Annotated in this window: 21 protein-coding genes; 5 read left to right on the top strand and 16 right to left on the bottom strand. The window is 64.6% G+C overall.

Features of this window, described 5'->3' with window-relative positions; genetic code table 11:
• Positions 1-91 precede the first annotated feature (91 nt).
• Positions 92-1,192, top strand: a complete 1,101-nt coding sequence (locus tag AX729_RS35110; protein WP_061029032.1) for an alkene reductase — start codon at positions 92-94, stop codon at positions 1,190-1,192.
• Between the two features lie 121 nt (positions 1,193-1,313).
• Here AX729_RS35110 and AX729_RS35105 read toward each other — a convergent pair whose 3' ends face one another.
• Positions 1,314-2,357: an aromatic ring-hydroxylating dioxygenase subunit alpha gene (locus AX729_RS35105; protein WP_061029030.1), complete on the bottom strand. Its 1,044-nt coding sequence runs from the start codon at positions 2,355-2,357 to the stop codon at positions 1,314-1,316.
• A gap of 18 nt (positions 2,358-2,375) precedes the next feature.
• The gene (locus tag AX729_RS35100) at positions 2,376-3,578 is read right to left on the bottom strand and encodes an ABC transporter substrate-binding protein (RefSeq protein ID WP_061029028.1); all 1,203 of its coding nucleotides are present in this window, start codon (positions 3,576-3,578) and stop codon (positions 2,376-2,378) included.
• Positions 3,579-3,732: 154 nt separating this feature from the next.
• Between AX729_RS35100 and AX729_RS35095 the strand changes: the two genes are divergently transcribed.
• Positions 3,733-4,440, top strand: coding sequence for a TetR/AcrR family transcriptional regulator (locus AX729_RS35095; RefSeq protein ID WP_082770619.1), 708 nt, complete (start codon positions 3,733-3,735; stop codon positions 4,438-4,440).
• Between the two features lie 133 nt (positions 4,441-4,573).
• Here AX729_RS35095 and AX729_RS35090 read toward each other — a convergent pair whose 3' ends face one another.
• From AX729_RS35090 to glpD, 7 genes are all read right to left on the bottom strand, one after another.
• Positions 4,574-6,316, bottom strand: coding sequence for an ABC transporter substrate-binding protein (locus AX729_RS35090; protein ID WP_061029226.1), 1,743 nt, complete (start codon positions 6,314-6,316; stop codon positions 4,574-4,576).
• 130 nt (positions 6,317-6,446) lie between these two features.
• The gene (locus tag AX729_RS35085) at positions 6,447-6,776 is read right to left on the bottom strand and encodes a DUF2160 domain-containing protein (RefSeq protein ID WP_061029026.1); all 330 of its coding nucleotides are present in this window, start codon (positions 6,774-6,776) and stop codon (positions 6,447-6,449) included.
• A 10-nt stretch (positions 6,777-6,786) separates the two neighbouring features.
• A complete protein-coding gene (locus AX729_RS35080) occupies positions 6,787-7,593 on the bottom strand; it encodes a carbohydrate ABC transporter permease (protein WP_061029224.1) in 807 nt (268 codons plus the stop codon).
• The gene (locus AX729_RS35075) at positions 7,593-8,495 is read right to left on the bottom strand and encodes a carbohydrate ABC transporter permease (protein WP_061029024.1); all 903 of its coding nucleotides are present in this window, start codon (positions 8,493-8,495) and stop codon (positions 7,593-7,595) included. The genes AX729_RS35080 and AX729_RS35075 overlap by 1 nt, the downstream gene beginning before the upstream one ends.
• On the bottom strand, positions 8,495-9,580 hold the full coding sequence (locus tag AX729_RS35070; RefSeq protein ID WP_061029022.1) for an ABC transporter ATP-binding protein: 1,086 nt from the start codon (positions 9,578-9,580) through the stop codon (positions 8,495-8,497). The genes AX729_RS35075 and AX729_RS35070 overlap by 1 nt, the downstream gene beginning before the upstream one ends.
• A 12-nt stretch (positions 9,581-9,592) precedes the next feature.
• Positions 9,593-10,669 carry an ABC transporter ATP-binding protein gene (locus AX729_RS35065; protein ID WP_061029020.1) on the bottom strand — a complete coding sequence of 359 codons (1,077 nt, stop codon included), beginning with the start codon at positions 10,667-10,669 and terminating at the stop codon, positions 9,593-9,595.
• A complete protein-coding gene (glpD, locus tag AX729_RS35060; RefSeq protein WP_061029019.1) occupies positions 10,666-12,216 on the bottom strand; it encodes a glycerol-3-phosphate dehydrogenase in 1,551 nt (516 codons plus the stop codon). The genes AX729_RS35065 and glpD overlap by 4 nt, the downstream gene beginning before the upstream one ends.
• Before the next feature lie 188 nt (positions 12,217-12,404).
• On the opposite strand from glpD, the gene AX729_RS35055 reads away from it, so the two are divergent.
• Complete coding sequence (locus AX729_RS35055) at positions 12,405-12,689, top strand: type II toxin-antitoxin system Phd/YefM family antitoxin (protein WP_061029017.1); 285 nt, start codon at positions 12,405-12,407, stop codon at positions 12,687-12,689.
• On the top strand, positions 12,686-13,111 hold the full coding sequence (locus AX729_RS35050) for a type II toxin-antitoxin system VapC family toxin (protein ID WP_061029015.1): 426 nt from the start codon (positions 12,686-12,688) through the stop codon (positions 13,109-13,111). The genes AX729_RS35055 and AX729_RS35050 overlap by 4 nt, the downstream gene beginning before the upstream one ends.
• 3 nt (positions 13,112-13,114) lie before the next feature.
• Here the strand turns inward: AX729_RS35050 and AX729_RS35045 are convergent, their stop codons facing one another.
• Together AX729_RS35045 and AX729_RS35040 are read right to left on the bottom strand one after the other, a co-directional pair.
• Positions 13,115-13,960, bottom strand: a complete 846-nt coding sequence (locus AX729_RS35045; protein ID WP_061029013.1) for a DeoR/GlpR family DNA-binding transcription regulator — start codon at positions 13,958-13,960, stop codon at positions 13,115-13,117.
• A gap of 107 nt (positions 13,961-14,067) precedes the next feature.
• Positions 14,068-14,754 carry an HAD family hydrolase gene (locus AX729_RS35040; RefSeq protein ID WP_061029011.1) on the bottom strand — a complete coding sequence of 229 codons (687 nt, stop codon included), beginning with the start codon at positions 14,752-14,754 and terminating at the stop codon, positions 14,068-14,070.
• A 154-nt stretch (positions 14,755-14,908) separates the two neighbouring features.
• Here AX729_RS35040 and AX729_RS35035 point away from each other — a divergent pair, with 154 nt between their 5' ends.
• Positions 14,909-15,361, top strand: a complete 453-nt coding sequence (locus AX729_RS35035; RefSeq protein WP_061029222.1) for a nuclear transport factor 2 family protein — start codon at positions 14,909-14,911, stop codon at positions 15,359-15,361.
• A gap of 264 nt (positions 15,362-15,625) precedes the next feature.
• Here the strand turns inward: AX729_RS35035 and AX729_RS35030 are convergent, their stop codons facing one another.
• The 5 genes from AX729_RS35030 to AX729_RS35010 all read right to left on the bottom strand — a co-directional run bounded on the left by AX729_RS35030 (position 15,626) and on the right by AX729_RS35010 (position 22,116).
• A complete protein-coding gene (locus tag AX729_RS35030; RefSeq protein WP_024341426.1) occupies positions 15,626-15,817 on the bottom strand; it encodes a hypothetical protein in 192 nt (63 codons plus the stop codon).
• Between the two features lie 231 nt (positions 15,818-16,048).
• A complete protein-coding gene (locus AX729_RS35025) occupies positions 16,049-16,459 on the bottom strand; it encodes an acyl-CoA thioesterase (RefSeq protein WP_061029009.1) in 411 nt (136 codons plus the stop codon).
• Positions 16,460-16,466: 7 nt separating this feature from the next.
• The gene (locus AX729_RS35020; protein ID WP_061029008.1) at positions 16,467-18,563 is read right to left on the bottom strand and encodes a 3-hydroxyacyl-CoA dehydrogenase NAD-binding domain-containing protein; all 2,097 of its coding nucleotides are present in this window, start codon (positions 18,561-18,563) and stop codon (positions 16,467-16,469) included.
• Between the two features lie 2 nt (positions 18,564-18,565).
• The gene (locus AX729_RS35015; RefSeq protein WP_061029005.1) at positions 18,566-19,849 is read right to left on the bottom strand and encodes an acetyl-CoA C-acetyltransferase; all 1,284 of its coding nucleotides are present in this window, start codon (positions 19,847-19,849) and stop codon (positions 18,566-18,568) included.
• Complete coding sequence (locus AX729_RS35010) at positions 19,849-22,116, bottom strand: acyl-CoA dehydrogenase (RefSeq protein WP_061029003.1); 2,268 nt, start codon at positions 22,114-22,116, stop codon at positions 19,849-19,851. Before AX729_RS35010 ends, AX729_RS35015 begins: the two co-directional genes overlap by 1 nt.
• Positions 22,117-22,243: the final 127 nt, after the last annotated feature.

Raw genomic sequence — 22,243 nt, 5'->3', positions numbered from 1 at the left:
CTCACCTGCACTTTCCGTATGGCTCTTCCCTTGCGCCTGATGTCGCGATGCACAAGTGTTCGGGACCTCTCACCGCCTGGAAGCATTTCCCATGAGCCGTTCGACCAAATTGTTCGAGACCTACAAGCTCGGCCCCATTACGCTGGCCAACCGCCTCGTGATGGCGCCGCTGACGCGCAACCGAGCCGTGCCCGGCACCTTCGTGCCTGGTGCGCTCGCCGCCGATTATTACAGCCAGCGCGCCTCCGCAGGCCTGTTGATCACCGAAGCGAGCCAGGTCTCGCAGCAGGGCCAGGGCTACCAGGACACGCCCGGCATCTACTCCAAGGAGCAGGTCGCCGGCTGGCGCAACGTCACGGACCGCGTGCATGAGCGCGGCGGCAAGATCTTCATCCAGCTCTGGCATGTCGGCCGCATTTCGCATGTCGATCTCCAGGCGAATGGCGCAGCCCCAGTGGCGCCGAGCGCGATCCGCGCCAAGGGCAAGACGTTTGTGAATGGCGGTTTTGCCGACGTCTCCGAGCCGCGCGCGCTCGAGCTCTCCGAAATTCCAGGGATCATCGACGACTTCAAGCGCGCGGCGAAGAACGCGCTGGAAGCCGGCTTCGACGGCGTCGAAATCCACGGCGCCAACGGCTACCTGCTCGACCAGTTCGCCAAGGACGGCGCCAACAAGCGCACCGATGCCTATGGCGGCTCCATCGAAAACCGCGCTCGGCTGATGCTGGAAGTCTCCAAGGCGGTTGCGGCCGAGGCAGGCGCCGATCGCACCGGCATCCGCATCTCGCCGGTGACGCCGGCCAACGACATCGCGGACAGCAACCCGCAGCCGCTGTTCGACCACATCGTCGACGGTCTCAGCGCGCTCAAGCTGGTCTATCTCCACGTCGTGGAGGGGGCCACCGGCGGGCCGCGCGACTTCGCGCCGTTCGACTATGCCTCCTTGCGCAAGCGTTTCGCCGGCGCCTACGTCGCCAACAACGGCTATGATTTCGAGCTTGCCAGCAAGGTGCTGGACGCGAACGCGGCCGATCTGATCGCCTTCGGCAAGCCGTTCATCTCCAACCCCGACCTTGTCGAACGGCTGAAGAAGGGCGCGGCGCTGAACGACTGGGACAAGACCACGTTCTACGGCGGCGGCGCCAAGGGGTATACGGACTACCCGACGTTGGCGGCCGAACCGGCGGAGTAGGTCGCGCAACGCGATTGCGGGGCGTCAACGGTGCGCAAGTGCGCCCCAGGATCTCGCACGGCAATCTCGTGATTCCGGGTTCGATGCTTTGCATCGACCCGGAATGACGACATGTACCCGCTTACGCCGAGGCGCGCGTCTCGGCTTCGCCGGCCACCATGCGCTCGACGATGCGTCGCATGCGCTGCGGGGCGGCATCGATGGCGAGCCGGATGCATTTCACGTTGGGACGCGCCTGCGCGACCTGTTCGATGCGCTCCAGGATCTCCTTGTCCTCGTTGAAGGCGATCCGGAAATCGCCGTGCAGCCGCTGATCGACGTCGGCGTCGTCCAGCGCGAAATTGCGCACGTGCAGCCAGTGGTCGATACAGACATTGTCGTCGACCGGCGTGATGAAATGGCAGGCGAAGATGCGCAGTCCCTTGCCACGTTCTGCCGGATCGGCAATCGCACCAGCATCCGCGCTGCCGAAATCGATCACCGCGATGCAGGGCGCGACGTAGTCGTAATAGTGCCAGCGATCCACATGGCCGCTGAAATTGCCGTACTTTGCGAACAGCGGGATCGGCGGCGCATCCCGGATCCAGCGCCATACCAGCACGCCCTGATCGGTGTAGGTGTGCTCGACCGGAATTTCTTCGCTCGCCGCGTTGCCCAGCGTCGACAGGTGCACGAAGCTGACATGGGCGGGGTCACAGAGGTTGTCGGCGAGGTTGAGATAGTTGGTTTCGATCCGCAGGGCATCGCCCTCCGCGGCATGCCAGCCGGCCTTGCCGAACTGCGGCAGGTCATAGATCAGCGATGGATCCGCCAACGCGGGGTCTCCGGGCCAGATCCAGACCAGGCCCATTTTCTCCCTGAGCGGATAGGAGGGCACCCGCGCGTTCGGCGGAATGACGGGCTGGCCGGGAATCCGGACACAACGCCCGTCGGCGCCGAAGGTCATGCCATGGTAGCCGCATTCGATGGCGTCGCCCTTGAGCTTGCCCATCGACAAGGGCGCCAACCGATGCGGGCAGGCGTCGTCGAGCGCGATGACCTGGCCGGCTTCGCCCCGGTACACGACGAGATCCATGCCGAGAATGCGGTGTCGCGCAAGCGAGCGCGTCACGTTGCGCGACCATGTGAGCGGATACCAGGTGTTTCGCGGCGCGAGCAGTTTCATGGCAGCTCCTAGTCCTTGCTAGTTCTTCAGCTTGGCCAGCACTTCGGCGTCGGCGGGCTGGTAGTCCGCCCCATCGACGTAACGCCAGTCGGTCATCACGCCCTGTCCGTCCCGCACGGCGAGCTTGCCGACATAGACTCCCATGGTGGATTGGTGATCGATCGCCCGGAAGGAAATCGGGCCCACGGGCGTGTCGACCTTGAGATGCTCCATCGCCTTGATCAGATCGTCGGTCTTGGTCGAGCCGGCCGTCTCGATCGCCTTTGCCAGCACCAGCGTGTTGGCGTAGCCGATCAGCGCGCCGATGTTCGGAGACTCCTTGAAACGCGCAACATAGGCCTTCAGGAACGAGTCGTGAGCCGGGGTCTTGATCTCGCTCCAGGGATACCCTGTGACCACCCAGCCGGGCGGCGCCTCATCCTTCAGCGGCGCGAGATATTCCGGCTCGCCGGACAGAATGCTGACGACGGCGCGCTTGGCGAACACGTTGCGTGTCGTGCCCTCGCGAACGAATTTGGTAAGATCGGCCCCGAACGTCGCATTGAAGATGGCATCGGGCTGCTCCGCCATCATCGCCTGCACCACTGCGCCCGCGTCGATCTTGCCGAGCGGCGGCCACTGTTCGGAGACGAATTCGACGTCGGGCTTCAATCGCTTCAATTCCCGCTTGAAGCTGGCCACCGCGGCCTGACCGAACTCGTAGTTCGGTGCAATCGTCGCCCAGCGACGCGCCGGGAACTTGGCCGCCTCCTTTGCCAGGATCGAGGCTTGCGTATACGTGCTCGGCCGCAGCCTGAACGTATAGCGATTGCCCTTCTCCCAGATCAGCGCATCGGTCAGCGGTTGCGAAGCAAGGAAGAATATCTGCTTCTGTTTGGCGAAATCGGCGACGGCGAGGCCAATATGGGAGAGGATCGTTCCCGTCAGGAGATCGACCTGCTCGCCATCGACGAGCTGTCCGGCGGCGGTGATGGCCACGTCCGGCTTGCCGGCATCGTCACGGGCGATGATTTCGAGCTTGCGGCCGAGCACGCCGCCCCTGCCATTGATCTCGTCGCGCGCGAGCTCCCAGCCCTGGCGGTAGCCGCGGGTCCCGACGGGGAGCGCCGAGTAGCTCGATATTTCGCCGATCTTGATCGGCGGTGGCTCCGCCGCCCACGCCGCGCCGCAGGTCACCGTGAGGGCCAGTCCAAGCAACTTCGCAGCAGCTGAAACGCGCATAGCAGCCTCCCGCCATTGGGGTCGCGAATGTATGTAGTACTTACTACATAGCGAATACCAGACGCTCATTGTTGTCAATGACGAAGAAAAGGCGGGGCTTGCCAAAAAAGCGGCAGGCCCCATCCTGCAGGTTGTGATTCCACTGGAATAGGCGATGGCGAACAACACAGAGCTGCCAGCCCGCACACTGGCCGGCCCCCGTCTCAAGCGGCCGGCCAAGCGGAAAAAGGCGTCGACGGCTCGACGGACGCGAGCGCCCGATCAGACCCGCGAGGCCATTCTGCGCGCGGCCGTCGCCGAGTTTGCCCGTGAAGGCTATGGCGGCGCGCGAGTCGATCGCATCAGCAAGGCCGCCAAGAGCAACGACCGGATGCTCTATTACTATTTCAAGAGCAAGGAGAAGCTCTTTCACCAGGTCATCGAGCATTGCTACGCCGACCTGGTCGCGTCGGAAGAGGCGCTCGATCTCGAGTTTTCCAGCCCGCGCCAGGCGCTCGCGGCGCTGGTCGCCTTCAACTGGAACTACTATTGGGCGCATCCGGAGCTGTTGAGCATTCTCGCCACCGAGAATCTGTTCAAGGGCCGCCACGTCAAGAACAACATCCGGCGCAGCTTCTCCAATACGCAACTGGGCATGCTGGAGCGCGTGCTCCAGAGCGGCATCGAGCGGCGTGAGTTCAGGCCGGACTGCGACCGCTTCCACCTTTATCTGTCGATCCTGTCACTGACCTATTTCTACCGCGCCAACCTCTACACGCTGTCGAGCTATACGCAGATCGATCTCGCGGACGAGGAACGGCGGAGGACATGGCTCTTGCATGTGCAAGCCATGATCGAGGATCTGGTGAGGCCAAGGGAATGACGGGATGAGCGGCCGCTTTGCTGCGCCCGAATGACGAGTGATGGCAGCGCGAAAGAAAAAAGGCCGGGATCGCTCCCGGCCTTTCGTGTTTGGACGGATGGCCGGGTCAAGCCCGGCCATGACGTCTACGACGTCACTTCGCTTCGGCGCGCTTCGGGGGCTGCGCCGGCCACGACTTGATCAGCGTGTCGTAGTCGACCGTCTCGCCCTTCGGCTTCTCGTTGGCGAGCTTGCGCTGGGGCGCGATGGTGCCGTCCTTCTCGGCCTTGGCGTACCAGTACTCCGGCTTCTCCTTCTTGTGGAGCTTCGGGCCGCAGGCGCCCTGCACGCCGGACTTCTCCAGACGCTCCATCACGGAGTCCTGTGCGGCAGCGAGGGCATCCATCGCCTGCTGCGGGGTCTTCGCACCGGACGACGCATCGCCGATGTTCTGCCACCACAGCTGGGCGAGCTTCGGATAGTCGGGCACGTTGTTGCCGGTCGGGGTCCACTGCACGCGCGCGGGCGAGCGGTAGAACTCGACCAGGCCTCCGAGCTTCGGCGCACGCTCGGTGAACGACTTGTCCCAGATGTCGGATTCACGGATGAAGGTGAGACCGACATGGCTCTTCTTCAAGCTCACCGACTTGGAGACGATGAACTGGAGATAGAGCCAGGCCGCCTTGCGGCGATCCGGCGGGGTCGACTTCAGCAGCGTGAGCGAACCGGCGTCCTGGTAGCCGAGCTTCATGCCTTCCTTCCAGTACGAGCCGTGCGGCGACGGAGCCATACGCCATTTCGGCGTACCGTCCGCGTTCATCACGGCGATGCCCGGCTTCACCATGTCGGCGGTGAAGGCGGTGTACCAGAACATCTGCTGGGCGATGTTGCCCTGCGCCGGCACCGGACCCGACTCGGAGAAGGTCATGCCCTGGGCCTGCGGAGGCGCGTACTTCTTCATCCACTCGAGATATTTGGTGATCGAGTAGACCGCCGCCGGCCCGTTGGTGTCGCCACCACGCTCGACGGAAGAGCCCACCGGACGGCAGCCTTCCATGCGGATGCCCCACTCGTCGACCGGCAGACCGTTCGGAATGCCCTTGTCGCCGTTGCCGGCCATCGACAGCCAGGCGTCGGTGAAGCGCCATCCGAGCGAGGGGTCCTTCTTGCCATAGTCCATATGGCCGTAGACCTTGACGCCGTTGATCTCCTTGATGTCGTTGGTGAAGAACTCGGCGATGTCCTCATAGGCGGACCAGTTCACGGGCACGCCGAGCTCATAGCCATACTTGGCCTTGAACTTGGCCTTGTAGTCCGGGTTGGTGAACCAGTCGTAGCGGAACCAATAGAGATTGGCGAACTGCTGGTCGGGCAGCTGATAGAGCTTGCCGTCCGGCCCGGTGCCGAAGGACTTGCCGATGAAGTCGTTCACGTCGAGCATCGGATCGGTGACGTCCTTACCCTCGCCGGCCATGTAGTCCGACAGCGCGATGGTCTGACCGTAGCGGAAATGGGTGCCGATCAGGTCGGAGTCGTTGATCCAGCCGTCATAGACGTTCTTGCCGGATTGCATCTGGGTCTGGAGCTTCTCGACGACGTCACCTTCCTGGATGAGGTCGTGCTTGAGCTTGATGCCGGTGATCTCGGAGAACGCCTTCGCCAGCGTCTGCGCTTCGTATTCGTGGGTCGTGATGGTCTCGGAGACGACGTTGATCTCCATGCCCTTGAAGGGCTCGGCGGCCTTTGCGAACCACTCCAGCTCCTTCTTCTGGTCTTCCTTCGACAAGGTCGAGGGCTGGAATTCCGCGATCCATTTCTGGATCACTGCGTCGTCGGCGGCGCGGACCGGCGCCGAGACGGCGAGCGACACCGCAACGAGCGCGGCGGCGCTGGACATGGTCAAAAAGCTATTCTTGGTCAATGGACCTTTCCTTCTCCTAAACTGTCGCATGTTGTTCCTCCGTTGCAGCGACAAACTTTTATACAGGCCCGGGTTGGTCCCGGATCTGGCCGTCCCTTCGCGAGTTTCAGACCGTGCGGAAGATGAGCGCGGCCGTGACAAGCGAAATTCCACTTGCGAGCCACAGGCTCGAAATCTCAAACCCCTCCTCTCCGATCGGCAGCGTGGCGAGAGGGTCGGTGCCGACGAGACCGATCCACGCGAGGTGGATGACGGCGGCCGCGATCAGCGAGATGAACAGGCGGTCGCCGCGCGTGGTCGGGATGCGCAGCACGCCGACGCGCTCGGCCTCGGGATAGACCGCGGCGAGCCAGGTCATCACGGCCAGCGTGCAGGCGAGCGCGACGAAGAAGATCGCGGTCGGCAGCGTCCAGGCCATCCATGCGATAGACTCCATGGCTGCCTCCTTACACGCGGCCGAGCGCGAAACCGCGCGCGATGTAGTTGCGGACGAACCAGATCACCAGCGCGCCCGGAATGATGGTGAGCACGCCGGCGGCGGCGAGCAGGCCCCAGTCCATGCCGGCGGCCGACACCGTGCGCGTCATGATCGCGGCGATCGGCTTGGCCGACACCGAGGTCAGCGTGCGCGCGAGGAGCAGCTCGACCCAGGAGAACATGAAGCAGAAGAAGGCGGCGACGCCGATGCCGCTCGCGATCAGCGGCACCAGGATCTTGATGAAGAAGCGCGGGAAGGAATAGCCGTCGAGGAAGGCGGTCTCGTCGATCTCGCGCGGCACGCCGGAGACGAAGCCTTCGAGGATCCACACCGCGAGCGGCACATTGAAGATGCAGTGCGCCAGCGCGACCGCCCAGGGCGTATCGAACAACCCGATCGCCGAATAGAGGTTGAAGAACGGCAGCGCATAGACCGCAGCCGGCGCCATGCGGTTCGACAGCAGCCAGAAGAACAGGTGCTTGTCGCCGAGGAAGCGGTACCGCGAGAATGCGTAGGCCGCAGGCAGGGCGACCGAGATCGAGATGATGGTGTTGAGGATGACGTATTGGAGCGAGTTGATGTAGCCGGAATACCAGCTCTCGTCGGTGAAGATGCGCTTGTAGTGCTGGAGCGTCGGGGTATGCGGCCACAGCGTCATCGTCGAGACGATCTCGCTGTTGGTCTTGAAGCTCATGTTGACGAGCCAGTAGATCGGCAGCAGCAGGAAGACCAGGAACAGCCCCATGATGAGGCGGCGGCCGGGAATCGAATGCATCACGCGGCTCCTTCCTTCACGGCGCGCTCGGTGCCGGCATTGGTCATGACGGTGTAGAAGATCCAGCAGACGATCAGGATGATGAGGTTGTAGACCAGCGACAACGCCGCGGCCTTGCCGAGGTCGAACTGGCCGAGCGCGATCTTGACGAGCTCGATCGATACGAAGGTCGTGGAATTGCCGGGTCCGCCGCCGGTGACGACGAAGGGCTCGGTGTAGATCATGAAACTGTCCATGAAGCGCAGCAGCACCGCAATCAGCAGCACGCGGTTCATCTTCGGCAGCTGGATCGCCTTGAACACGGCCCAGCGCGAGGCGCCGTCGATCTGCGCGGCCTGGTAATAGGCCTCGGGAATCGACTTCAGGCCGGCGTAGCAGAGCAGCGCGACGAGGCTGGTCCAGTGCCAGACGTCCATCACGATGACCGTGACCCAGGCATCGATGTCGTTGGAGACGTAGTTGTAATCGAAGCCCATCGCGTTGAGGACATAGCCGAGCAGGCCGATGTCGGGCCGGCCGAAGATCTGCCAGATCGTGCCGACCACGTTCCATGGAATCAGGAGCGGCAGCGCGAGAATCACGAGGCAGGCTGCAACCGTCCAGCCCTCGCGCGGCATCGACAGGGCGACGACGATGCCGAGCGGCACCTCGATCGCGAGGATCACCAGCGAGAAGAAGAGATTGCGCCCGAGCGATGCGAGGAAGCGGCCGCCGAGATCGGTGGAGGGATCGAGCAGCTCCTTGAACCAGCCGACGCCGTTCCAGAAGAACTGGTTGTTGCCGAACGTATCCTGCATCGAATAGTTCACCACCGTCATCAGCGGCAACACCGCCGAGAAGGCGACGACCAGGAACACCGGCAGCACCAGGAACCAGGCTTTTTGGTTGACGGTCTTGTCCATCAGGCGGCTCCCTCCACCAGAAGGCTATCGGCATAGACGTGCACATGCGACGGATCGAATTTCAGCCCGGCGGTGCCATCGGCGCTGGTGAAGCCCGTCGGCGCGCGCGCCGCCAGCTTCGCGTCGCCGACGCGCACGCGCGCGAAACGGATGCGACCGAGATCGTCGATGCGCTCGATCCTCGCGGTGAGCAGGCCCGGCGCGGGCGCAACGACCTCCACGAATTCGGGACGGACGCCGATCTCGATCTTCGCGCCCGAAGGCAGATTGCCGTAGCTGCGATCGAGCGCGATGACGTGGCCGCCGATCTGCGCCTCGCGCCCCCGCACCTCCGCGGGCAGGATGTTCATACCCGGCGAGCCGATGAAGTAACCAACGAAAGTATGCGCCGGCTTGTCGAACAGCTCGGCCGGCGTGCCGCTCTGCACCACGCGGCCGTCATGCATGACGACGACGGTGTCGGCGAAGGTCAGCGCCTCGGTCTGGTCGTGAGTGACGTAGATCATCGTGAGATCGAGCTCACGATGCAGCGCCTTCAGCTTGGAGCGGAGCTGCCATTTCAGCTCGGGATCGATCACCGTCAGCGGCTCGTCGAACAGCACGGCGGCGACGTCGGAGCGGACGAGGCCGCGGCCGAGCGAGATCTTCTGCTTGGCATCGGCGGTGAGGCGCGTGGCCTTGCGGTTCAGATAGGGTTCGAGGTCGAGCAGGCGGCCGATCTCGGCGACGCGCTTGTCGATCTCGGCCTTCGGCACGCCGCGATTCTTCAGCGGAAACGCCAGGTTCTGCCCCACCGTCATGGTGTCGTAGATCACCGGAAACTGGAATACCTGGGCGATGTTGCGCTTCTGGGTTGACAGCGGTGTGATGTCCTTGCCGTCGAACAGTATTTTCCCGCGCGACGGCGTGATGATGCCGGAGATGACGTTGAGAAGCGTGGTCTTGCCGCAGCCGCTCGGGCCGAGCAGCGCATAAGCGCCGCCCTGCCGCCACGTCATGGTGACAGGCTTGAGCGCAAAACTCTCCGGCGGCGCGTCATTGCCGCCGTAGGAATGGGCGAGATCGACGAGGTCAATGCGAGCCATGGCGCACCTTCCTCAAGAACCAGGTGCCGCGACGAGGCGGTCAGCCGCATCGAACACAAACACATCGTTCGGATCGAGCACGGCGTCGAGCGTCTGGCCCGGCTCGAACTCGTGCACGCCATGCAGGACCGCCACCCAGTTCGAACCATCGCGGGTCAGATGCACGAAACTCTCCGAACCGGTGATCTCGGTCACCGTGACAGTGGCATGGAAGGCATGGCGGTCGGCCTCGCCATTGGCGAGGGCGAGCTGATGCGCGCGAAAGCCGACGCGATAGGTGCCGTCAGCCAGCGACGAATACAGCCCCGACGCCGGTGACGCGATGCCGCCGGCATATTGCACGGAGCCATTTTTCTTCTCGATGCCGACGAGGTTGAGCGGCGGATCGGAAAAGACCTGCGCGACGCGCAAGGTCTGCGGCCGGCGGTAGACGCTGGCGGTCTCGCCGATCTGCAGCGCCTGGCCCTCCCACATGCACACCGTGTTGCCGCCGAGCAGCAGCGCCTCGGTCGGCTCGGTGGTGGCATAGACGAAGATCGCACCGGAGGCCTCGAAGATACGCGGAAGCTCGGCGCGCAGCTCCTCGCGGAGCTTGTAGTCGAGGTTGGCGAGCGGTTCGTCGAGCAGCACGAGATCGGCGCCCTTGACCAGCGCCCGCGCCATCGCGGTGCGCTGCTGCTGGCCGCCGGAAAGCTGGAGCGGCGTACGTTTGAGAAACGGTTCGAGCCGCAGCAGTCTTGCGGCTTCCGCCACCCGCGTCTCGATCTCGTCGCGCGGCTTGCCCTGCACGCGCAGGGGCGAAGCGATGTTCTCGTAGACCGTCAGCGAGGGATAATTGATAAACTGCTGATAGACCATCGCGACCGAACGCTTGCGCACATCGACGCCGGTGACGTCCTTGCCGTTGACCAGCACCTTGCCCGTGGTCGGCTTGTCGAGGCCGGCGAGCAGCCGCATGATCGAGGTCTTGCCCGACAGCGTCGGCCCGAGCAGGACGTTGAGCGTGCCGCTCTCGAGAGTCAGGGAGACGTCGCGGATATGCTCGACACCGTCGACGGTCCGGGTCACGTGTTCGAGTGTCACGGTCATGAGCGTCCTCCCGCTTCCAGCAGGGGACTTTGCGGCAGGGCGTGGGTCCTGATCCAGTCGTCAAGCGCCGCAATCTCGTCGGCAGATAGTCGCAGGCCGAGCTTGGACCGGCGCCAGACCACGTCCTCCGCTGTCACGGCCCATTCATTAGCCATGAGATAGCGGACCTCGCGCTCGGTCAGGGTCGCGCCGAACGCCTCGCCGAGATCGGCCAATGACTTCGCATCGCCGAGCAGCTTCATCGCCCGTGTGCCATAGGCGCGCGCGAGCCGCCTTGCATGCTCATGGCTGAGGAAGGGATAGCCGCGCTGGAGCTCGGCGATCAGCCCATCAATGTCGGACACATCCATGTCGCCGCCGGGCAGCGGCCATTTGCCGGTCCAGCCCTCGCGCGCCTTCGCGCTGCGAAGATAGGGAGCAAGGCGTTCCAAGGCCTCTTCGGCGAGCCTCCGATAGGTCGTGATCTTGCCGCCATAGATCGACAGCAGCGGCACGCCGCCGGGCGTGTCGAGCTCGAACACGTAGTCGCGCGTCGCAGCCTTGGCTTCGCTGGCGCCGTCGTCATAGAGCGGGCGCACGCCGGAATAGGTCCAGACCACCTCATTGGGCGTCACCGGCTTCGCCAGATATTCGCTCGCCGCCTTGCAGAGATACTCGATCTCCTCTGCCGTCGCCTTCACCTTGGCGGGGTCGCCGTCATAGTCGCGGTCGGTGGTGCCGATCAGCGTGAAATCGTCCTGATACGGGATCACGAAGATGATGCGGCCATCGGCATTCTGGAACATATAGGCACGGTCGTGGTCATAGAGTTTCTTGACCACGATGTGCGAGCCCTGGACCAAGCGGACTTTTGCCTTGGCATTGACGCCGGCGCCGCGGCCCAGCACGTCCTCGACCCAGGGACCACCGGCATTGACCAGCGCGCGCGCCTGGATCTGCGTGCGTTCGCCGGTCAGCGTATTGACCATGCTGACTGTCCAGAGGCCGTCGGACTGGCGGATTTCTGTGGCGCGGGTCCGGGTGCGGATCTCGGCGCCCTTGTCGGCGGCATCGCGTGCGTTGAGCACAACGAGGCGGGCGTCGTCGACGAAGCAGTCGGAATATTCGAACGCACGGGCATAGCGATTCGGGATCAGCGGCTTGCCGACCTCGTCTCGCCTCAGATCGACCGAGCGCGTGGCGGGCAGCAGATGCCGGCCGCCGATGTGGTCATAGAGGAAGAGACCGAGACGCAGCAGCCAGGCCGGGCGCAGGCCGGCGTGATGCGGCAACACGAAACGCAGGGGGCGGATGATATGGGGTGCGATCCCCCAGAGGATTTCGCGCTCGATCAGCGCTTCGCGGACGAGGCGAAACTCGTAATATTCGAGATAGCGCAGACCGCCATGCACCAGCTTGGTCGACCAGGACGACGTCCCGCTCGCCAGATCGTTCATTTCGCACAGGAAAACCGTGTTGCCGCGGCCCACCGCGTCGCGCGCGATGCCGCAGCCATTAACACCGCCTCCAATGATGGCGAGATCGAAAATACGCTCCAACAGACGCATCCCCCGGCGACCGCTCGTTCCGTCGAGCGGCTACTTTCGCTTTTGATTAGATCATACCGAAAAGCGAAAGCAAGATGAAAGAGAGGGGAAGAGAAGCGAAAGCGAGCCTATCTTGTGGGCCCTGACGTGCTCTTGCGTGGCCAATTCCGAAGCATTATAGTCATAATAGTCAAATTGGTTCCCACTGCATGACCAATCGTAATACTGGACCCCGCTCCCTTCCGGCTGATGACACCTGGACGCTCGCCAACGCCAAGGCGCGCCTGTCCGAGGTGATTGATCGCGCTCAAGCCGGCCCGCAGGTCATCACGCGACACGGCAAACCGAATGCGGTTGTCGTCTCCGCCGACGAATGGGCGCGCAAGACCGCACGCAACGGCACGCTGGCCGAGTTCCTTCTGGGCTCGCCGCTGCGCGGCGCCAACCTTGAGCTTGAACGGGTGCAGGACGCACCACGCGACGAGATGCCGTGAACCTGCTGCTCGACACCAACGTGCTGTCGGAAGTTCGGCGCCCAGCGCCTTCACCGAAGGTCCTGGCGTGGCTCGATACGATCGACGAAGATCGTGCGTTCATCAGCGTTGCCACGATCGCCGAACTTCGACGCGGCATCGCATTGCTGGAAGATGGCCGTCGGCGCACGGCGCTGGCCGCCTGGCTTGCGCACGATCTGCCGGCGCGGTTCGCCGACCGCGTTCTGCCCATCGACCACGCGGTAGCCGAGCGCTGGGGCGACCTCATGGCGCAGAGCCGCAGGGGCGGCGTCGCATTGTCCGTCATGGACGGCTTCTTTGCGGCGACCGCGCTCGTGCACCACCTCACACTTGTCACGCGCAATGTGAAGGATTTTGCGGCGTTCGGCGTCTCGCTGCTCAACCCGTGGAGCGACAGCTGAGACCTATCTCAACCTGACGACCGGCGCCGCTTCTGGCGCCGCGTCCTGCCCTTCGGCCTGCGCATCATCCTCCGCCGCCCCCTTCGGCATCGCCGCGACCACCTCGATACCCTTGCTGTGGCAGATGGTAGCGAGGCGCTCGGGCAGTTCCTGGTCGGTGACGAAGGTCTGTATCTGGGTGATGTGAGCGATCCGCACCGGCGCGCTGCGGCGTAGCTTGGTGGAATCGGCGACCAGCATGACGCTGCGGGCATTGGCAATGATGGCCTGCGCCACCTGCACCTCGCGATAGTCGAAGTCGAGCAAAGCCCCCTCCTCGTCGATTGCGGACGCGCCGATGATGGCATAGTCGACCTTGAACTGGCCGATCAGCTGCGTCGCGGTCGAGCCGACCACCGCACCGTCGGCGCGCCGCACCGTGCCGCCAGCCACCACCACCTCGATGCGGGGATGGCGATAGAGCAGCATGGCAACGTTGAGATTGTTGGTGATGACGAGCAGATCCTCGTGCGAGGTCAGCGCGCTCGCGACCTCCTCCGTCGTGGTCCCGATGTTGATGAACAGCGAGCAGCCGTTCGGGATCAGCGAGGCGGCCGCCGCGCCAATCGCCTTCTTCTCGTCGGCGGCGACGAAGCGGCGCGCCTCATAGGCGAGGTTTTCGACGCCCGACGCGATAATGGCGCCGCCATGGATGCGGGTCAGCGATCTCCGTTCGCAGAGGTCGTTGAGATCCTTGCGGATGGTCTGCGCCGAGACTTCGAAGCGGCGCGCGAGCTCCTCGACCATGACGCGGCCCGAAGCGCGCGCGATGTTGAGGATTTCGGCTTGGCGATGGGTCAATCCGGTCACGGCAACGGCCTCAAATCAGAATGATGCATGGTGCGGCGGTTCGCGCCTTGGGTCAATGCGCGCGCTGATCACCGTTAACGGATGAAGGGCCCTCACCACGCCATTTCTTACCAAGTCATGGCCTTCGCAAGACGCGCGAGCAGCGCCGGATCGTCAAAGGCGCTGGCAGAAGTGACCGCGCCCGCTGCAACCAGATCGTCATGGCTGAGGCTGGTGCGGACACCGATGGTCGGAATGCCGGCCGCCGTGGCCGATTGCACGCCCGTGCGGGAATCCTCGAAGGCGATCGAGGCCCTCGCGCTGGCACCGACGAAACGCAGCCCCTCCTGATAAGGAAGCGGATGCGGCTTGCCGTGCGGCAGCTCGGCGCCGATCACGAGCGCCTTGAAGCGATGGGTGATACCGAGGCCGGACAGCAGCAGCTCGGCGTTGAGGCGCGGCGCATTGGTCACGGCGACCATGGGAATGCCGGCGCTGTCGGCGCGGTCGAGCAGCGCCATCAGGCCCGGCAGCGGCGCGATCTGCCCGGCCACGAGCATGCGGAACACCTCCTCCTTCTCGTCGAGGATCAGGGCGCGCCGCTCCGGCGTCTCGTGGGGCAGAAAGCGCTCGCCGATCGCGACATTGGCGAAGCCTTGCAGCTCCCTGGAGAAGCGGGCGTGATCGAAGACGTGTCCGTGAGGTCCGAGCACCTGGTTGAACGCCTTCAAGTGCAACGGATCGGTGTCGGCGAGCGTGCCGTCGATGTCGAACAACAACGCCCGGCCCATCGCATCGTGGCTCGCCTCGATCATTTCTGTACTTTCCCAAATGCGCGACGCATCGATGCGCGAGACGTATCAATACGGCCTCGATCGCGCAATGACGCAGGCGGATGACCGCCATGTGTCACTCGACAAATTCGAGCGCGGCTGCAACACTCGGTGCAAGATCAAAAAGGAGGAAACGATGACCATCAACCGACGCGATCTGGCTCTGTCCACTCTCGCCGTCTCCACGCTTGCGTTCGCCACACCGGCGCTCGCCGCTTCGGCGGATGAGGAAGCCGTGGCGAAGAAGGTCGAGGCCTTCCGCCTTGCCCAGATCGCGGCTGATCCGAAAGCGCTCGCTGCGCTGTGCTGGGACGATCTCAGCTACAGTCATTCGAGCGGCAAGGTCGAGGACAAAGCCACCTTCATCGCCAACGCGACCGACGGCAAGTCGAAGTTCCTGTCGATCGAATACAAGGACCCGACCATCAAGGTCGTCGGCCCCGCAGCGATCGTTCGCTTCCATTGGCTCGGCGAGCAGGAGATGGCGGCCGATGGGAAAAAAGTATCGACCAACCTTCACATCCTGATGAACTGGCAGAAGCAGGGCGACGAGTGGAAGCTGCTGTCGCGGGCCGCGACGAAATTGTGATGACGTATTAGCCCTCTCCCCTTGCGGGAGAGGGTGGCTCGCCGCAGAGCGGCGAGACGGGTGAGGGGTCTCTCTCCGCGAGAGACCTCTCACAGTAGAACTTGCTGAAGCAACCCCTCATCCGGCGCTTCGCGCCACCTTCTCCCGCATCCGCCTTCGCCAAGGCTTCGGCGGACATGAGGGGAGAAGGAAAACTCAGCTGCATCAAAGGCGGCAAAAGATTCCTATCACGCCTTGCGCGCCTCGGAATGTCGAACGCGGCGCTTACGCCGCTTCCTTCACGTCGCCGTTAACCAGCTTGCGTGCAGCGCGTTCGGCTTCGCGGGCGTTGCGGAAGAGCTGGCCTTCGAGACGATTGAAGCGGTGTGACGAGGCGAAGAAGCAGTAGCCCCCTTGAGAGCGAACGACGATACCTGCGGTCTGCGAATTGACTTCGATGATGTAGCTGTCCGGCATGGTCCGTGGATCCCTCAGTGCGGGCAAATAACTGCACTCCTGCCCGAAAGTTCCTGGGCATTTGAGGCCGCTTCCACCCCGAATCGACACGCAATTGAGTACGCCGGGACCTCATCCGTTTTATGACTGGTTCTTGACTGGTTGTTGGCGAAGCCGCGGCGTCCCGACTTGCCCGCGCCGCGTTTGCGGCGCTTGCCACGTCCTCGTGATGAGGCAGAGCGTCGCGCGCGATCAGGTCGCGATCGTCGCGTCAGACGAGCGAATGACCTGCGGGCGGCCGTGCTCGTCGATCGAGACGTAGGTGAAGTTGCCGTCGGTGACGAGGAGCGGATGCTCCTCGCCGCGGCGCAGTGCCCAGGCTTCCAGATGCACCGTCAGCGAGGTGCGCCCGACGCGCACGAGATTGGCGTAGACCGAGACTAGATCGCCGACATAGACCGCTTTGCGAAAATTCATCGCCTCGATCGCAACCGTCACGGTGCGCGACCTCGCAGCCTTCGATGCGAACACGCCGCCGCCGACGTCCATCTGGCTCAGGAGCCAGCCGCCGAAGATGTCACCGTTGGCGTTTGTGTCGGCCGGCATGGCCAGCGTGCGGATGCAGAGATCACCGCTCGGCCCGGTCGCAGCTTGTTCGCTCATATCGGTCTCACGTGAAATTGTCCCAGCCCGGATCAGGCGCAAAGCGCTCGCCGAATCGCTCGGCCAGCGCGCGCAGCGTCGAGACCACGTTCTCCACGCCGCGCGTGCGCGCATAGTTCAGCGGACCGCCGCGGAACGGCGCATAGCCGGTGCCGAAGATCATGGCGCCATCGACCGCGTCGGCATCTTCGACGATGCCTTCGCGAAGCGCCGCGACGCAGACGTTGGACATCGGCAGCACCAGGCGGTCGATCATCTGGTCGGTGACGCGCGGACCGGTTTCGGGGAGTGGCGCCTTCTCCGCCTTGCCGTCCTTCCAGGTGTAGAAGCCCTTGCCGGTTTTGCGGCCGAGCTCGCCCCTGGCAACCTTCTCGCGCAGCCAGGCCGGCGTCGGCGGCAGGAGATCGCCGAACTTGGTCCGCAGCATGTCGCCGACGTCGAGGCAGATGTCGAGCCCGACCTGATCGGCGAGCTCGATCGGCCCCATCGGCATCCCGAACTGCTCGGCGGCGGCGTCAATCAGGCGCTGGTCGATTTTCTCGTCCAGCATCACCATCGCTTCCAGCATGTACGGCGTCAGCGCGCGGTTGACGAGGAAGCCGGGCGAACTCTTCACAGGCAGGGGCAGGCGGTCGATCGCGCCGACAAAGGCGAGCGCGTCTTTCAGCACTTGCGGATCATTGCCATCATGGCTGACGACCTCGACCAGTTGCAGCCGCGAGACCGGATTGAAGAAATGCAGTCCGACCAGCCGCTCCGGCCGCGACAGAGTGGTGCGCAAGTCCTGAAGCGGAATGCTCGACGTATTGGTCGCAAGGATCGCGCCGGGCTTCATCCGCGGCTCGAGCCCGGCATAGACCTTCTGCTTGAGCTCGAGCCTCTCCGGCACCGCCTCGATGATGAGGTCGGCGTTGCGGACGCCCTCCCCGTCCATGTCGGGGATGAGGCGGTCGAGCGCGTCACGCACCTCCGTCGGCTTGCGGATGATCTTGCCGTAGAGCTCGGCTGCGCGCTTGACCGCGTTCGCGATCGGCTCCGCCTTCATGTCGGCGAGCGAGACGCGCAGCCCCTGCCCGGCTATCCAAGCCGCGATGTCGCCGCCCATGGCGCCGGCGCCGATGACGTGGACGTGCTTGATCGGGTTGCCGCTACCTGCGGCCTTTTTCATCTGCTCGCGCAGGAAGAAGACGCGGATCAGGTTCTGCGCGGTCGGCGTCACCATCAATCTGGCGAAGGAAGCCTGCTCCGCACGGAGCATCGCGGCTTTGCTGCCGCCATGGGTCTCCCAGAGATCGATCAGCGCATAAGGCGCGGGATAATGCTCGCGGGATGCGGCTTTCGCCGTCTCCGAGCGCATGCGTCTTCCGAGGAGCCCACGCACCGGACCGAGATTGGCGGCGCGCGCGAGCAAACCGGGCCTGGCCCGCTTCAGCCGGCCGAACAGCGCATCCTTCACCGCGCCTTGGACGTGCCGCTCCTGCGTCACGGCATCGACGAGGCCGAGCGCCTTGGCGCGGCGCGCGTCGATGGTACGGCCGGTCAGCATCAGCGCCATCGACTGGGTCGGGTTGACCAGCGCGGTGAACCGCGCCGTGCCTCCGAGGCCGGGATGCAAGCCGAGCATCACCTCCGGGAAGCCGAAGCGCGCCCCTTCGATGGCGATGCGCGCCTGGCAGGCGAGCGCGACCTCGAGCCCGCCGCCGAGGCAGAAGCCGTGGATGACCGCGACCGTCGGCAGCTTCAAGGCCTCCAGGTGATCGACCACGGCATGCGCGGCGCGGATGCGCGTCTCCACCATGGCGGGATCAGACGCGCCGCGGAATTCATTGACGTCGGCGCCGGCAATGAAGCCGGATGGCTTGGCGGAGCGGATCACGACCCCGGCCGGACGCTCGGTCTCGATCGCCGCGAGCACGGCGTCGAACTCCTCCATCACGTCGGAGGACAGCGTGTTGGCGCTAGTGTCGGCGCGGTCGAACAGCAGCCAGGCGACGCCGTCCGCATCGCGCGTCAACTTGAAGTGCTTGTACGGACTGTCGGTCGCAGGCTGAGGCCCCAGCTCCAGCACGCGGTCGCCGAGGGCGGTCATGATCCTGGAATCCATGGTCATACCGCCTCGATCAACATGGCGCCGCCGAGGCCTCCGCCGATGCATTCGGTGGCAACGCCACGCCGCGTGCCGAGCCGCTTCATGGCGTTGACGAGATGCAGCACGATACGGTTGCCGGAGGTTCCGACGGGATGACCGAGCGAGATCGCGCCGCCATCGACGTTGAGCCTGTCGCGGTCGATCTCGCCGGCGGCACCGTCCAGCCCCAGAATCTCGCGGCAGAATTTGTCGTCGTTCCAGGCGGCGAGACAGCCGAGCACCTGCGTGGCAAACGCCTCATTCAATTCCCAGGTCTCGACATCCTTGATGGTGAGGCCGTTGCGCTGGAGCAACGGTGTCGCCGACATCACCGGCCCGAGCCCCATGATGCTGGGATCGAGCGCGGCCCAGTTGCTGTCGACGATGACGGCCTTCGGAGTCAACCCGTGTTTTGCGACCGCGGCGTCGGAGGCCAGGATGACCCAGGAGGCGCCGTCGGTGATCTGCGAGGAATTGCCTGCGGTGACCTGGCCCCAGGGACGCTCGAACACCGGCCGGAGCTTTGCCAGCGTCTCCGCCGTGGAGTCCGGGCGCACGCCGTCGTCATGGTCGAAGAACTTGCCGTCGCGGGAGAACGCGGTCTCGACCTCGCCCTTCAGGAATCCGGCGCCTTGCGCGTGCGCGAGCCGGCGATGGCTCTCGGCGGCATAGGCATCGGACTGCGCGCGCGTAATGCCGAAGAGATGGCCCACGACCTCGGCGGTCTGGCCCATGTTCAGCTCGGTGACGGGATCGGTCAACCCGCGCTCGAGGCCGATGACCGGCTTGAGATAGCTGGGCCGCAACTTGAAGACAGCCGCCAGCTTGGCGGCGACACCCTTGGCGGTGGCGAGACCGGCGAACCAGCGCACGCCGGAATTCGGCCAGACCAGCGGCGCGTGGCTGAGCGCCTCGGTGCCGCCGGCGAGGATCATGTCGGCATGGCCTTCGCGGATGTAGCGGTAGGCGGTGTCGATCGACTGCATGCCCGAGCCGCAATTGATCTGCACGGTGAAGGCGACCATGTCCTCGCCCATGCCGAGCCGGAGCGCGGCGACACGGGCCGGGTTCATCTCGTCCGCGATCACGTTGACGCAGCCAAGAATGACCTGATCGAAACTGTCAGGCGAAAACGGTTGCCGCGCCAGGAGCGGCCGGCCGCATTGCACGGCGAGATCGACCGGCGTGAACGGACCTGGCCCCGAACGCGCCTTTAGAAACGGCGTCCGACTGCCGTCGACGATGAAAACCGGTCGTGCCATCAGCTCGCCGCCCTCTGTTCACCGAGTTCCTGGAAGAACTGATGCACATTGACGGTTTTCTTGTAAATCGGCGACAGCGCCTCCGGAGCAAAATCGTCGACTTCTATCACCTTTGTGACGGCTTCGCGGGCAGCGGCGAGTTGCTCGCCCTCGGCCTGCGTGATGACGCCTTTTGCGACGGCCTCCTTCCAGTCACGGATATGCGCGGCGCGCAGGCGCTTGGCGATGGCGTCCGTGCCGGCGACCAGCTTGAACGCGCGCTCGAGCCGGGCAAAGCCGCCGTCGTCATCGACATGGGCCAGGTCCGCCGTGAGGCGCTCGCGCGCCGCCGAGGGCTCCAGCACGATGCCAGCGCATTCGTGCACGACGCGGTCGGAGGGGCCGAGCACGCGCGCACCGAACGGCTGGACGACGAGCCTGAGGAAGCCAGCGACGAAGCGGTTCGGCAAATTGGCGAGGATTTCGGCAAGCCGGTTCTCGATGGTCCGGAAGCCCGCCGCCATGCACCATTCCAGCGCGGCAAAATCGTCCTTCTGCCGGCCCTCGTCCTGCCAGCGCTTCAGCACCGCCGAGAGGAGATACAGCTCGGAGAGGATGTCGCCGAAGCGGGCCGACAGCATCTCCTTGCGCTTGAGCGCGCCGCCGAGCGTCAGCAGCGCCATGTCGGCGCAGAGGGCAAACGCGGCGGAGTAGCGCGAGAGCTGGCGATAGAATGGCGTGGCGTCGCCCGCATCGGGTGCCGGCGCGAATGCGCCAAAGGTCCAGCTACGGCCGAGAGCGCGGAACAGGGTCCGCAAACTATGGCCGACATGCTTCCAGAACGCCTTGTCGAATGCGGCGAGCCCGCGCTCACGGTCCGAATCGGCGAGCGCATTCATCTCCCCGAGCAGGTAGGGATGGGCCCGGATGGCGCCCTGCCCGAACACGATGAGATTGCGAGTGAGGATGTTGGCGCCTTCCACCGTGATGCCGACCGGGACGGCGCGGTGCAGATTGCCGAGATAGTTTTGCGGACCGTCGATCACGGCCTTGCCGCCATGGATGTCCATGGCGTCGTCGATCGCGGTACGCATCCGCTCGGTCGCGTGCAGCTTCATGATGCCGGAGATCACGGCGGGATGAACGCCTGCATTCAGCGCCGCGCAGGTCAGTCGCCGCGCCGCATCGAGCTGGTAGGCGGTCGCAACGATGCGCGCGAGCGGCTCCTCGACACCTTCGAACTTGGAGATGGAGATGCCGAACTGCTCGCGGATGCGGGCGTAAGCGCCGGTTGTGCGCGCGGCATAGGCGGCACCCGCAGCAGAGAGCGACGGCAGCGAGATGCCGCGCCCGGCGGCAAGCGCCGTCATCAGCATCTTCCAGCCCTGCCCGAGACGCTCCTTGCCGCCGATCACGTAATCGAGCGGGATGAAGACGTCGCGTCCCCAATTCGGGCCGTTCTGAAACACCTGCATCGACGGCAAATGGCGCTGGCCGATCTCGACACCGGGCAGATTGGTCGGGATCAGCGCGACGGTGATGCCGAGTTCTTCTTGATCGCCGACCAGACGATCCGGGTCGTAAGCCTTGAAGGCGAGGCCCAGGAGCGTCGCGACCGGGCCGAGCGTGATGTAGCGCTTGTGCCAGTTGAGCCTGAGGCCAACGGTCTCGCGGCCCTCGAACTCACCCTTGCAGATGATGCCGGTGTCGACCATCGAGGCGGCGTCGGAGCCCGCTTCGGGGCTGGTGAGACCGAAGCAGGGAATGTCGCGGCCGTCGGCGAGGCGCGGCAGCCAGCGCTCCTGCTGCTCCCTGGTGCCGAAGCGCATCAGGAGCTCGCCCGGGCCGAGCGAGTTGGGCACCATCACGGTGACGGCCGCAGCGATCGAGCGCGTCGAAATCTTGCGCACCACTTCCGAATGCGCGTAGGGCGAGAAACCGAGGCCGCCGAACTCCTTCGGGATGATCATGCCGAAGAATTTCTCGCGCTTGACGAAATGCCAGACGTCCTGCGGCAGGTCGCGCCATTCCCAGAAGATCTTCCACTCGTCGAGCATGGCGCAGAGCTCGTTGACGGGGCCATTGAGGAAGGCCTGCTCCTCGTCGGTCAATCTCGCCTGCGGCACCTTGAGCAGCTTCGACCAATCAGGGTTGCCGGTGAAGAGATCGGCGTCCCACCAGACGTCACCGGCCTCCAGCGCCTCGCGCTCGGTGTCGGACATCGTCGGCAGCACGCCGCGCGCCCAGGAGAAGATCGGCTTTGTGATGGTGTCGCGGCGGAAGCTCATGGCGGACCTCATGCATCGGCGCGGTTTGGCGGCATTTTAGCGGAGAATGGCTGGCGGATGTGAAGACTTCGGCTGCGACATTGACGCGGCCGGGCGGCCCCGGACCATAACGGCCGGGGTGCTGGGG

The sequence above is a fragment of the Bradyrhizobium sp. CCH5-F6 genome (assembly GCF_001556045.1).
GTDB lineage: Bacteria > Pseudomonadota > Alphaproteobacteria > Rhizobiales > Xanthobacteraceae > Bradyrhizobium.
This window is presented reverse-complemented; position numbering and strand designations above follow the sequence as displayed.